12 protein-coding genes and 1 rRNA gene are annotated in these 12,135 nt (G+C 36.3%); 4 read left to right on the top strand and 9 right to left on the bottom strand.

The window, feature by feature from the left end:
• The 5 genes from V6256_RS08290 to rpoE form a co-directional block, all read right to left on the bottom strand.
• A 16S ribosomal RNA gene (locus V6256_RS08290) occupies positions 1-238 on the bottom strand; the annotation flags it as partial.
• Between the two features lie 482 nt (positions 239-720).
• Positions 721-1,158 carry a SoxR reducing system RseC family protein gene (locus tag V6256_RS08295; RefSeq protein WP_341597675.1) on the bottom strand — a complete coding sequence of 146 codons (438 nt, stop codon included), beginning with the start codon at positions 1,156-1,158 and terminating at the stop codon, positions 721-723.
• Complete coding sequence (locus V6256_RS08300; RefSeq protein ID WP_341597676.1) at positions 1,158-2,159, bottom strand: MucB/RseB C-terminal domain-containing protein; 1,002 nt, start codon at positions 2,157-2,159, stop codon at positions 1,158-1,160. The genes V6256_RS08295 and V6256_RS08300 overlap by 1 nt, the downstream gene beginning before the upstream one ends.
• Before the next feature lie 8 nt (positions 2,160-2,167).
• Complete coding sequence (locus V6256_RS08305; RefSeq protein ID WP_341597677.1) at positions 2,168-2,692, bottom strand: sigma-E factor negative regulatory protein; 525 nt, start codon at positions 2,690-2,692, stop codon at positions 2,168-2,170.
• 12 nt (positions 2,693-2,704) lie between these two features.
• On the bottom strand, positions 2,705-3,283 hold the full coding sequence (gene rpoE, locus V6256_RS08310; protein WP_341597679.1) for an RNA polymerase sigma factor RpoE: 579 nt from the start codon (positions 3,281-3,283) through the stop codon (positions 2,705-2,707).
• Positions 3,284-3,449: 166 nt separating this feature from the next.
• Between rpoE and nadB the strand changes: the two genes are divergently transcribed.
• Positions 3,450-5,075, top strand: coding sequence for an L-aspartate oxidase (nadB, locus tag V6256_RS08315; RefSeq protein ID WP_341597681.1), 1,626 nt, complete (start codon positions 3,450-3,452; stop codon positions 5,073-5,075).
• Here nadB and V6256_RS08320 read toward each other — a convergent pair.
• Both V6256_RS08320 and V6256_RS08325 read right to left on the bottom strand, forming a co-directional pair.
• Complete coding sequence (locus tag V6256_RS08320; protein WP_341597683.1) at positions 5,072-5,524, bottom strand: protein YgfX; 453 nt, start codon at positions 5,522-5,524, stop codon at positions 5,072-5,074. The two genes, nadB and V6256_RS08320, sit on opposite strands and share 4 nt — an antisense overlap.
• Entirely contained in the window at positions 5,496-5,747 is a 252-nt protein-coding gene (locus V6256_RS08325; protein ID WP_341597685.1) for an FAD assembly factor SdhE, read from the bottom strand. Before V6256_RS08325 ends, V6256_RS08320 begins: the two co-directional genes overlap by 29 nt.
• 258 nt (positions 5,748-6,005) lie before the next feature.
• Here V6256_RS08325 and ygfZ point away from each other — a divergent pair, with 258 nt between their 5' ends.
• The 3 genes from ygfZ (at position 6,006) to metJ (ending at position 10,055) form a co-directional block, all read left to right on the top strand.
• The gene (ygfZ, locus tag V6256_RS08330; RefSeq protein ID WP_341597686.1) at positions 6,006-6,980 is read left to right on the top strand and encodes a tRNA-modifying protein YgfZ; all 975 of its coding nucleotides are present in this window, start codon (positions 6,006-6,008) and stop codon (positions 6,978-6,980) included.
• Between the two features lie 145 nt (positions 6,981-7,125).
• Positions 7,126-9,663: a class I adenylate cyclase gene (locus tag V6256_RS08335; protein ID WP_341597687.1), complete on the top strand. Its 2,538-nt coding sequence runs from the start codon at positions 7,126-7,128 to the stop codon at positions 9,661-9,663.
• Positions 9,664-9,788: 125 nt separating this feature from the next.
• Positions 9,789-10,055 carry a met regulon transcriptional regulator MetJ gene (metJ, locus tag V6256_RS08340; protein ID WP_341597689.1) on the top strand — a complete coding sequence of 89 codons (267 nt, stop codon included), beginning with the start codon at positions 9,789-9,791 and terminating at the stop codon, positions 10,053-10,055.
• Positions 10,056-10,123: 68 nt separating this feature from the next.
• On the opposite strand, the gene V6256_RS08345 is transcribed toward metJ, so the two are convergent.
• Positions 10,124-10,747: a bifunctional 4-hydroxy-2-oxoglutarate aldolase/2-dehydro-3-deoxy-phosphogluconate aldolase gene (locus tag V6256_RS08345; protein ID WP_341597691.1), complete on the bottom strand. Its 624-nt coding sequence runs from the start codon at positions 10,745-10,747 to the stop codon at positions 10,124-10,126.
• Between the two features lie 24 nt (positions 10,748-10,771).
• On the bottom strand, positions 10,772-11,707 hold the full coding sequence (kdgK, locus tag V6256_RS08350) for a 2-dehydro-3-deoxygluconokinase (RefSeq protein ID WP_341597692.1): 936 nt from the start codon (positions 11,705-11,707) through the stop codon (positions 10,772-10,774).
• Between the last annotated feature and the right edge of the window lie 428 nt (positions 11,708-12,135).

Genomic DNA, 12,135 nt, shown 5'->3' on the forward strand with positions numbered 1-12,135 from the left:
CTTGGGCTACTCTTATGGCGTGAGGCCCGAAGGTCCCCCACTTTGATCCGGAGATATTATGCGGTATTAGCAGTCGTTTCCAACTGTTGTCCCCCACCATAAGGCATATTCCCAAGCATTACTCACCCGTCCGCCACTCGTCAGCAAAGAAGCAAGCTCCTTTCTGTTACCGTTCGACTTGCATGTGTTAAGCCTGCCGCCAGCGTTCAATCTGAGCCATGATCAAACTCTTCAATTTAAAGTTTAATTTGTATCTTTCGATACGACTCAATATTACTGACTAAAACTTCTCGCCAACTATAAATAGTTAACAAGCTGTTATTCTGAATTAATGAATTAATTCGTGTGTCACTTCTATTGATGTTGCCTAACAAGTAGGACTTTGATTTTTTTGAAATCACATCAACAATAAGTGCTCACACAGATTGTTTGATTAAATTGTTAAAGAGCGTGCCTTTCGGCTAGGCGGCGTATATTACGCGCCTTTCGAACAATGTCAACGTTTTATTTTAACTTAATTTCGAAGCGAACTTCGAAGCGTTAATACGTTGTAAATCATTCTCAAACTCGCTGGGTAACTTGCGTTCCGTCCCGTGTCTGTGGATGCGCATTATAGGGATCTTGAGAAGGTAAGCAAGCGTTTTATTGTGTTTTTTTTAATTATTTTAACGACTGCTCAATTAACAAACAAAGTGTTCAAAATAACGTTATTTTACGCTGTTATTTTGTACTCACAACTTTGTTTAAGCTGTTACTTGGGTAAAGAATAGAGGAAACTAATTTGGCAATCAGGCAGCCAATGATTAAAGAAGATAAAGAAAATAGGATAATAAGAGGCTCATTATCTGTTATCAGGTTACTTATAACGCAAGTTAAGACAAATAAGATAAGCGGAATGATATAAACAATCAAAGAACTTTGGACAATATCTTTATTATTAACCAATAATTCGATTTCTTTGTTAATCTCCATCCCTTCTTTATAGGGCATTGAAATATGATGCGACTTATCACTAAGGCCTTTCGCTACCATACCAACGCCACAAGTATCGTTACTACTGCATGATTTACATGCAGATTTAGAAACACATTCAATAATAGCTGTTTTTTCACCATCCACATTTTGGATGTCAATAATTCGACCAGTTTCTTTTAACATTATCTGACAGGCTTAATTGAAGCTGCAATTCTCTCAGCTGTCTCTAATGGTATTTGACCAATGATATTCACTTCTACATTGTCCTGTTGCTTTGTATAAATAAGTGTACCGCCACGCTTAATCACTCTTTGTTGCTCAGCTAATCTGGTTTTTACATTTGATATATAGATAGAAACAAGGGAAATCCCATCATCTAGCATAATATAAGAAACAGGATCGGTATCATGCATCATTAATTTATGTTGATCACCTTTAACAATTTCAAAGCCTTTAGGTAACCAGTCTACATCCCATTGAGCAACTTTAGCTGTCGCTGTTACTAAATGTAGTACTTCAGGTTTAGTTTGTGTGCTGAGTTGCTTTAACCAAGGGTTGATTTGATCGCTGGTTATTAAGGAGACGACCATCGTCTGTTCAAGAATTAGATTACTTTTATTGATCACATCCAAACGCAGAGGTAAGTAACTGTTTAAATCCAACCATACAATATAACTGTATCGATAGTTATCTTTACTGACCATTCTAATGGCAATTGCTTTCTTTCCAGCAATCCTACCTTTACCGATCACGATATATTCGTAACTTTTATTGCCTTTTACAAAATCAAAGTTAGCAATATTAGCAAAGATACTTTGATCTCGTTGTGTTGCAAAACTATAGGCTTGATTACCTTGTTGGTAGAAACTTATTTTTCCGTCAAACTGCAATGTTTCTCTCATCGCACCATTTAGGAAACTAAAGTACGCAATTCGCTTACCATCAACAACGCCATGGATAAGTCGTTTAGGTTCAATTTGATTCTGTGCGGTATTAAGATAAACGAGCTCATAGTTTAGTTGCGTATAAGCTTGTTTCATCTTATTTAAATAAGAGATGGCAGTCTCTTGTGTTTGGCTATCTACTTCTTCGGTTGATACTATTTCAGTACTCGCTATTAGTTTCGGTGCAACTAATAGCGACATTAGTGAGCATAACGCAACTAAAAATAATCGACACTTCATTATTAACCTTAAGGTTGTGTTTGCAACTGTAATTGATGGTCTTTCAATAGTGCATCTAAACGTTCATTACGTTCTTTTATATCATGTTGTGTTTGTTTTGGTGTAGCTTGCAGACTAACAGGTGCCGCGGTTCCACCAAATGGGACTGTGTTTAACACAGGAACAACACTTGGATCTGAACTTGTTTCTTGATTAATCATTAAACTACTAACGACAACAACACCAGCAACAGACGCGGCTATAGCATATTGACCAAAACGCTTCATGAAAGGAACAACCTTCTTATCCTTCTTTTGAGGCAATGTAACCACATTGTCATCTTGCTTTTCATTTTCAATCGCAGCCATCACGCTATCAGTAATATCTACTCGTAAATCCAAGCCGTTGCTTTCATCACGGAGAACATCACCAATTAGCTGATATCTTGAGAACTGTTGCTGTAACTCAGCATCCTCAAGGACCTTATTAATAATATCTTTATCGTCGTTTTCATTATCGATAAACGAGGATAAATTTTGTGAGTATTCTTTCATTATCAATTCCAATTAATTTTCTAATAAAGGTTTTAACTGTTTATCAATTGCTTCACGAGCTCTGAAAATGCGAGATCTAACAGTGCCTATCGGGCAATTTTCAATCTGTGCAATTTCGTCATAACTCATTCCTTCAAGTTCACGTAAAGTAATAGCCGACTTTAATTCGTCAGGTAAATCACTAATTACTTTTAAAATAACTTTTTTTACTTCCTGAGAATGTAAAATAGCCTCAGGGTTATCTTCAGTTTTTAAAGCGTCACTACCATCATAACTATCTGCTTCAGATGCATCGATATCAGATGCAGGTGGACGCCTACTTTGACTAGTTAAATAGTTTTTAGCTGTATTTACCGTAATACGAAATAACCAAGTATAAAAAGCACTATCACCACGAAAATTGGGCAATGACTTATATACCTTGATAAACACCTCTTGTGATACATCTGGTATATCACCAGGACGTCGCACATAACGTGTTAATATATTAGCGACTCGCGTTTGGTACTTACGTACTAATAATGAAAATGCTTGTTGCTCACCATTTTGTATTCGCTTTATTAACTGTAAATCTAATTCACGCTCATTCATTGAGCTTTTCTACCTATAATTATAGTGAGTCATCGATTCTCACTAATATGACTTTAATTAAAAAAGAAAGTTCCAAATAAATTCAAAACTAAGATAATTTTGGATAAACTCTTTTATACTCGAATGTTAATTACGTATTTTCCCCAAAAAAAGAGCATATAATGCCATGGCAGAAAACAAAACAACAACTGAACATCATACTTGTGACGTATTAATTATTGGTGCAGGTGCAGCTGGCTTATCACTTGCGTTAAAGATAGCCGCCCATAGTAAAGTACGTGTACTTAGTAAAGGCATCCTTTCCGAAGGGTCAACCTATTATGCTCAAGGTGGCGTTGCAGCTGTCTTTTCTGATGATGATAGTACTGAGTCACATTTACAAGACACACTTATTGCAGGTGCTGGTTTATGTGACGAAGATGCGGTTCGGTTTACTGTTAATCATGCCAAAGAAAGTATGCAATGGTTAATTGACACGGGCGTTAACTTCGATACCGAAATGAATGCTCAAGAGGAAACTCAATATCATTTAACGCGTGAAGGTGGCCACTCTCATCGCCGTATTCTGCACGCAGCTGACGCGACAGGTCGTGAAATAGAAGAATCCTTACTAAGTGCGGTAAAAAAACATCCCAATATTACTTTGATGGAAGGCTACAATGCCATTGATTTAATCACCACACAAAAGCTTAATCTACCTTCCAATAGAATTTTAGGTGCTTATGTTTGGAATAGAACAGCTGAGCATGTTGAAGTGATCAAGGCACACTTTGTCACTTTAGCAACAGGTGGCGCGAGTAAAGTATATCAATATACAAGTAACCCAGATGTCTCAAGTGGCGATGGTGTAGCATTAGCTTGGCGTAGTGGCTGTCGAGTCGCCAATATGGAGTTCAATCAATTTCACCCAACCTGTTTATACCATGCTGACGCAAAAAACTTCCTACTAACCGAAGCGCTTCGAGGGGAAGGTGCTTTATTGTTACGTCCCGATGGCTCTCGCTTTATGCCTGACTTTGACGAACGAGGTGAGTTAGCTCCACGTGATATTGTTGCTCGAGCAATCGATTATGAAATGAAACGTTTAGGTGTCGATTGTATGTATTTAGACATCAGCCATAAACCTAAAGAATTTATTATTAAGCACTTCCCAACCATTTATCGTCGATGTTTATTATTAGGCATTGATATGGCCCACCAACCTATCCCTATTGTCCCAGCTGCACATTACACATGTGGTGGAGTAATGATTGATAGCCACGGCCAAACAGATATCGATGGTTTATATGCAATCGGAGAAGTCACCTATACAGGACTACATGGCGCCAATCGTTTAGCATCAAATTCTCTTCTAGAATGCATTGTTTATGCCCACGCTTCCGCAAAAGATATTATTAACCGTATCTCCTTCTATCAAAATAGAAAATTCCCTACGATTCCAGATTGGGATGAAAGCCAAGTAGGTGATTCTGATGAACAAGTAGTTATTCAGCATAACTGGCATGAGTTACGTTTATTTATGTGGGATTATGTTGGTATTGTGCGTACTAATAAACGATTACAACGCGCATTAAGCAGAGTTGAATTATTACAACACGAAATCACTGAGTACTATAGTAACTTTAAAGTAGGTAATAACTTACTCGAATTAAGAAACCTTGTGCAAGTGGCTGAGCTCATTATTAAAAGTGCTATTAAAAGAAAAGAAAGTCGTGGGCTACATTACAACCTAGACTATCCAGAGCAAAGTGATAATCCAAAACCAACCATTTTAAACCCTAACAAAGATTAAGCTGACTTAGTTTGTTTTATTAAACGCGCCAATAAGTAAAACTCTTTGGTTTCAATACTATCTTTAAAGACAACAAACCATTTATTGGGTTTGTTGTCTTTCCTCTCCATCACCAGGGCCAATGGATTAGACTGTTCCACACATAAAAAAATAACCCAAGCATTATAAAAAGAGCGCGAGCTAATACGCCCATTTACTGAGATCGGTTGTTGAACTTCAATATCAGCACGTTCTGAGAAGCGACAAATAAAGGGTAATGTTTTAAGTGAAAAAACCAGATAGGAAGATGTTAGTAAGTACAGAACGAGAATAATGCCGCTAATCCAGCTTACTCCCCACAATAACAATAATAAAATAGCACAAGCCAATAAAACAATTATCGCCAATAACTTGGCGATAAACGATGGTTTATTGACAATCTTATACTTTAACGCGCTTAAGGATGACATCAACAATTTCAGCCAATTGTGGATCAGGGCAGACTTTATGTCCCATAAACCACGCAAATAACTCAGGATCTTCACAAGTAAGCAAACGTTGAAAAGCTATTTTATGTCGATCACTTAAATCACTATATGCCTCTTTCACAAAGGGCATAAATAATACATCAAGCTCTAACATCCCACGACGGCAAGCCCATAATAAACGAGCAATAGAAACCTCTTCAGACATGACGGTTACTTCCTTTTAAAAATGTACCGGGCACCATTTTAAAATGGCCCCATAATAATAAATACTTGGGATAATGTTCAAAACACATCACAACAGACAAATCGATATAAATAAGAACAATTGTTGGGTTGTTCTGTTCATTCAGTATAGAGTGCACAACATCATAACAACAACATTTTATTCACAGCAACTACTGACAAAATAGCCTGTGAGCTATAACATTATAAAAAACATATTCGTTCATAAATGAGGCAAAACATGCGCACACTTAGTCAACTTGAAGATATTAGCCAATTACCAGACTTAGTGCTTTGTTCACTGAATAGTTGGGATTTAATCAGTATTACCGGTGAAGATAGGATTTCTTTCTTACAGGGGCAACTAACCTGTGACTTAGCAGCATTAACACCAGGACAACAAACATTAGCAGCACACTGTAATCCACAAGGCAAAGTGTGGAGTATTACACGAGTCATTATGCTAGAAGATAGAGTGTTATTAACTCAACCGAGCTCTGTCTCTGAGACTCAATTACCTGAACTAAAAAAATACGCTGCTTTCTCTAAAGTAGAAATAAAAAAAGAAACTGAATACCAAATATTTGGTTTAGCCGGCCGAAAATCAGCTGAATATATTGCAGCAGAGGTGGATACGGCAGCAACACATGAAACCAGCCGTTTACTTGAGAGTGGAACTGTCTTAATAAAACAACCTTCGCCATCTCTTCGCTATATGGCAATCATGAAGAATGACGTTGCTGATGCGTTATTATCTGACTTACAAAATAAGGCTGAGATTTTCGATGATAGTTTATGGAATGCAATGAATATTGCTGCAGGTGTTGGCTTTGTTGAGGCTCAAACAACCGGCCAGTTTATTCCTCAAATGCTCAATTTACAGGCGTTAGATGGCATCTCATTTACTAAAGGCTGTTATATTGGGCAAGAAACAATTGCTAGAGCAAAATATCGAGGTGCAAATAAACGAGCAATGTTTATTTTAACCGGTAACGCAAATAATGCCCCTACACCAGGACAAACTGTTGAAGTTTTATTAGGGGAAAACTGGAAGCGAGTTGGCATTGTTATTTCAGCCTGTCAGTATGGCGATCAACATATTGAAATGTTAGCTGTATTACCAAAAGACACCAGCTCTTCAGCAACATTTAGAATAAAAGAAGTAGAGGATTCAATACTTTACTGTGCACCTTTACCATATCAAATTCCCTCATAATCCCCTTTCATCCCTCGTATTTTTACGAGGGATTTTAGCATATACAGGCAAAGTGAATATTTACCAATAGTAACTAATTAATGTTATAATGCTCACAGTTTTCTAAAGAAAATATTAAATAACACTTACATACATGGAACATAGATTGAGTCAAGAAATCATCCAATTGCGTAATAAAGCAGATGAGTTTTCGCGCCTACGCGTAAACTCTGCTTTAGCATTGATGAGAAAAGATGAGGCAAATGTTTTTAAAATATTTCCAATCTTACTGCACTTAAATGAACCTACTTTACCTGGCTATATTGATGCTGATGTGCCTAAAGGTATTTGCCAATTTACCCCAAATGAACAACAACAGTCACTAAGTTTACAACTATTCGATTTTAAATTGCCTGACACCTCTCCTGCTTTACCTGAAATCATCGGGTTATATGCAATGGGAAGTACTTCTTCAATTGGACAATGTTCGGAAAGTGATTTAGATATTTGGGTTTGTTACTCACATAAATTAGATCCTGATAGAGTTGAACTACTCAATAAAAAAACTTGGGAAATTACCCATTGGGCTGAAAGTTTAGCTGTTGAGCTAAATTTTTTCCTAATACCCGATAATAAATTTAGAGTTAACAATAAAGCAGAATTAAGTGATGAGTCATGCGGTACATCACAACACATGTTACTGCTAGATGAGTTCTATCGCACATCTTTACGCGTTGCTGGCAAACGTATTTTATGGCGACAAATTCCACATGATCACGAACATGATTATGATGATTATGTAAAAAAATTATATGACAATAAACAAATTGAAGAAGATGATTGGTTAGACCTTGGGGGTTTACACTCTGTACCGGCTGAAGAGTTATTCGGTGCAACTTTGTGGCAACTTTATAAAGGCATTGATAACCCTTACAAAGCAACATTAAAAACTATTTTAATGGAGGCTTACTCATGGGAATATCCAAATACAGAGTTAATATCAACTTCCTATAAAAAAAGCTTTCAAGAACAACATTTCTATAATGAGCACTTAGATCCCTATTGTCTGATGCTAAGTAAAGTTAGCGATTACTTAATCAGTATTAATGACCTCAATCGTTTGGAGTTAGTGCGAGTATGCTTTTATTTCAAAACAGAAGAAGCGTTATCCAAACCTTCTTCGTCTGAAAGTACCTCTTGGCGTAGAGCAATTTTAAAAAACCTCATTAAACAATGGGGCTGGACTGAAAGCCAGATAATAGATTTAGATAATCGCCATAACTGGAAAATACGAGAAGTACAGCAAGCAAACTCATTATTACTTGATGCATTGATGTTGAGCTATAGTAATTTAATTAAGTTTGCACGAGTTAATAATATTAGTGAATCTATTAGTGCTGAAGATATTGGCATCTTATCGCGTAAACTTTACGCTGCTCATGAAACCTTACCGGGTAAGGTCGATATTATTAACCCTAATATTTCGCCTAATTTAATAGAGAAGCACCTTAGCCTCATTCAAATTCCGGAACATCGTAAAAATAAAGCAGGATGGTATTTATATAATAGTAAGCTAGAACCTTTTGAGCTAGCTAATACCCCCTGCTTAGGCTATTCACCTTATTTATCTAAACTCGTTGCATGGAGTTATGTCAACGGTTTGTACGATGAAGACACTGAACTTCACTTATACAACCAAGGCTCTGATCTTGTTGATAAAAATTTGAATCAATTTGCCAAGGACTTATACAGTGTTTTCCCTATTTATGTTCCTAAAGCAAGCGACAAAGCGCTTAGCGCCCCCTGTGCAATTAAGTATTTATCTATCTTTCTTAATGTTGAAAAAGATCCAACCAGGCATTGGCAAGATACAGAAGAGAGTGAATTAAACCAGATTGATAATGTGATGGCTTATGGTGAGCACAAAGAAAGCTTAATTGGCAGTATCGACTTTATATACCGTAACTCATGGAACGAAGTAAGAACATTACACTTTAATAGCCAATTTTCAGTAGTTGAAGCATTGAATACGATTTTATCGAAAATGCATCAAGATGCATCACCACCAAGTAAAATTGATCTCTTTTGTTATAGCCGCCATTTCAGCGAACAAATTTGTAACTCTTTTGGCAAAAAACTTGATGAGTTTATTCAATTACGTTTGCATACGGTACATACTCGCTCAGTCCAAACCCTATGGACCGGTGGAAGGAAGTTTGGTTTTTACTTTGAACGTAAAGGGGTATCCTTACAACATTTAGAAAGTGCTGTTGATATCTATAGCCATATATCGAATAAGAAACTATCCGCTAGTTCCTTAAATCTAAAAACAACCTTCTATGATCAAACGGCCGATATCATCGAGTCACATATCAGTGAAGGTTTAATACAATTCTTTTTTGAAAATCACACCGATGGTTTTAATATATATATTGCAAATGCAGAAAATGAAGTGGAAACTTTTTTAAACTTTGCTGGCTCCAAAAATGAATTTGTACAAAATGTAAATCGCTTTTATGCTTCCAATAATTACCTCTCCGATGAGGTAAGTGAGCAAGTTAATTTTAATTTACCTCAGTTTTATGATATTTCATTAAATGAAGATAAAACACTATCTTTAAGTCCATTTAAAAGTAGTAAAATAAAACCGCGTATACGAGAAACATTAACCGTTTTTGATACCAATAAATCAGAACCTTTTTAATAAACCGTCATTCATGGTCACTAACGCTTAATTCTTGTGATGGACTTCTAGCCATCTTTACGTTCAGATTGCCATAATAAAAAAATCGAGGTAAAATAACAGTAATTTTTTTCAAGGTTACTATTATGACAACAAAATGGAATGGTGAATATATTAGCCCTTATGCCGAACACGGTAAAAAAAGTGAGCAGGTAAAAAAAGTAACTGTCTCAATCCCAACTAAGGTGCTTAAAATATTAACGGATGAACGAACTAGAAGGCAAGTGAATAACTTACGCCACGCAACTAACAGTGAATTGCTATGTGAGGCTTTTCTACATGCCTACACAGGGCAGCCATTACCTGAAGATGAAGAACTAGATAAAAACCAAACTGAAAATATAAATAAATAAATACTTCTGTTACAAAAAAGCCTTGATTACATACATAATCAAGGCTTTTTTATATAAACCGCTTTTAATTAACCTAAAGCTGCAACAGCTTCTTTAACTAAAACAGCAATCTTATCCCACTCACGGTTATCAATTAAGTTTGCAGGCACCATCCAAGTACCACCACAAGCTAATACCGCATCAATATCTAAATATTCATTGATGTTTGCAGGTGAAACACCACCAGTAGGCATAAAGCTAACTGGGTAAACAGCCGTTAAAGATTTCAACATTGATACACCGCCTGAAGGGCCTGCAGGGAAGAATTTTAACGTAGTTAAACCCATTTCCATTGCTTGCTCAACTAAAGATGGGTTGTTAACGCCAGGGATAATTGGCATGTTACGTTGTTGACAGTATTTAACTGTTGTTGGATTAAAACCAGGGCTTACAATAAAATCTACGCCAGCATCAATTGCTTGATCGACTGTTTCGCTGTTTAATACTGTACCCGCACCAATTAACATCTCAGGAAATGCTTCGCGCAAGTTTTTAATTGATTCTGCTGCGGCAGGAGTACGGAAAGTTATTTCTGCACATGGCATGCCGTTTTCAACTAATACTTTACCCAGTGGAACAGCATCAGCAGCATCCTTAATTGCAATAACAGGGATCACTTTCAATGTTTGTAGTTTTTCGTTTAATGTTGTCATTTCTTATTTCCTAATTGTAAGTAATTAATCTACGAATGGAGCTATAAATTGTGCATCGATAATGGCACCTTTATGCTGAATAACGGTTGCTGCAACATTATGTGCTTTCATTGCCGATGCTTCGCTACTTTCGCCTAATAAACGGCCAGACATATAACCTGCGGCAAATGAATCGCCGGCAGCGTTAGTATCAATAACTTTAGATTTTTCTATTAAATTTGCTTTAACACTAATTTGATCATCTGCTGTAATAACTAAACATTCCTTGCTACCGCGCTTAATAACAATCTCAGTCACGCCAAGTGCTAATGAGCGTTTAATACAATCTTCGATACAGGTATCGCCAAAAACAGCCTCTTCGTCATCAAATGTTAATAGTCCAGTATGTGTCACTGATAATATTTTTTTGTAGTTTTCAACAGCTTGCTCTTGCGAGTCCCATAATTTCGGACGGTAGTTATTATCAAAAATAACTTTACCACCAGCTGCTTTATATTCGGTTAACAAGGCATATAACTTTTCACGGCTATCTGCTGGTAAAATCGCTAAGCTAATACCAGATAAATAGATAGCGTCTTGTTTTAAAAGGTTTTCAAGTAATTCTTCGCTGGCTGTTTCTAACCAGTATTTAGCAGCTGAATCAGCACGCCAATACATAAAACTACGCTCGCCTGTGTCATCTGTATCTACAATATAAATACCTGGTTGTTTTGTTTCTGAGCGCTGAATAAATTGATCATTGATACCTTCCGATAACCAATTATCGACCATTCCTTGGCTTACTTTATCTGTACCTAATGCTGTTACATAACTTACATTAAGCGCTTTATTAGCAGTTAAACGTGATAAATAAACAGCTGTATTTAAAGTATCTCCGCCAAAGCCTTGGCGTAATGTGCCGCCTACATCCTGTAGTTCAATCATACATTCGCCGATTAATGCGATATTAAAACTAGCCATTTATCACCTCAATTAAAAAATTAATTTTCATTATTAACCAGCTCAAGCCATCGTCAAATGGTACTGGTATCGTTATTCGTATTTTATACTAATAATTTCTAAGTACTTTATACAGAGCGTATTTCTCTGCGCTAATTCATATTATTAACTTGCTTTAAAGCAGGTATTTATCACTCTTCAATAGTAGAAAAACAAATAAACAGATTTATAAAATGAAAAATTGTACATTACCACAATCGATTTGTAATACAAAAAGACGTTATGTGTGATCTAGATCATGAGCTATCAGCACATTCAATCTAAGGTGTAATACAACTAGAAGCATTAACAATAAGATTAACTTTTTACCTCCCTTCTAAGCGCACTAAAAAAGCAATAAAAATCAATTTCAATCATTAAACTGTGCATTAGATAGACGTTCTACAATC

Source organism: Psychromonas aquatilis, assembly GCF_038155185.1.
Taxonomy (GTDB): domain Bacteria; phylum Pseudomonadota; class Gammaproteobacteria; order Enterobacterales; family Psychromonadaceae; genus Psychromonas; species Psychromonas aquatilis.

What these genes read in the sequence shown, in the direction of transcription:
- V6256_RS08295 (WP_341597675.1), bottom strand. Translation starts at nt 1,158, where the DNA reads ATGTTAAAAGAAACTGGTCGAATTATTGACATCCAAAATGTGGATGGT.
- V6256_RS08300 (WP_341597676.1), bottom strand. Translation starts at nt 2,159, where the DNA reads ATGAAGTGTCGATTATTTTTAGTTGCGTTATGCTCACTAATGTCGCTA.
- V6256_RS08305 (WP_341597677.1), bottom strand. Translation starts at nt 2,692, where the DNA reads ATGAAAGAATACTCACAAAATTTATCCTCGTTTATCGATAATGAAAAC.
- rpoE (WP_341597679.1), bottom strand. Translation starts at nt 3,283, where the DNA reads ATGAATGAGCGTGAATTAGATTTACAGTTAATAAAGCGAATACAAAAT.
- nadB (WP_341597681.1), top strand. Translation starts at nt 3,450, where the DNA reads ATGGCAGAAAACAAAACAACAACTGAACATCATACTTGTGACGTATTA.
- V6256_RS08320 (WP_341597683.1), bottom strand. Translation starts at nt 5,524, where the DNA reads ATGTCATCCTTAAGCGCGTTAAAGTATAAGATTGTCAATAAACCATCG.
- V6256_RS08325 (WP_341597685.1), bottom strand. Translation starts at nt 5,747, where the DNA reads ATGTCTGAAGAGGTTTCTATTGCTCGTTTATTATGGGCTTGCCGTCGT.
- ygfZ (WP_341597686.1), top strand. Translation starts at nt 6,006, where the DNA reads ATGCGCACACTTAGTCAACTTGAAGATATTAGCCAATTACCAGACTTA.
- metJ (WP_341597689.1), top strand. Translation starts at nt 9,789, where the DNA reads ATGACAACAAAATGGAATGGTGAATATATTAGCCCTTATGCCGAACAC.
- V6256_RS08345 (WP_341597691.1), bottom strand. Translation starts at nt 10,747, where the DNA reads ATGACAACATTAAACGAAAAACTACAAACATTGAAAGTGATCCCTGTT.
- kdgK (WP_341597692.1), bottom strand. Translation starts at nt 11,707, where the DNA reads ATGGCTAGTTTTAATATCGCATTAATCGGCGAATGTATGATTGAACTA.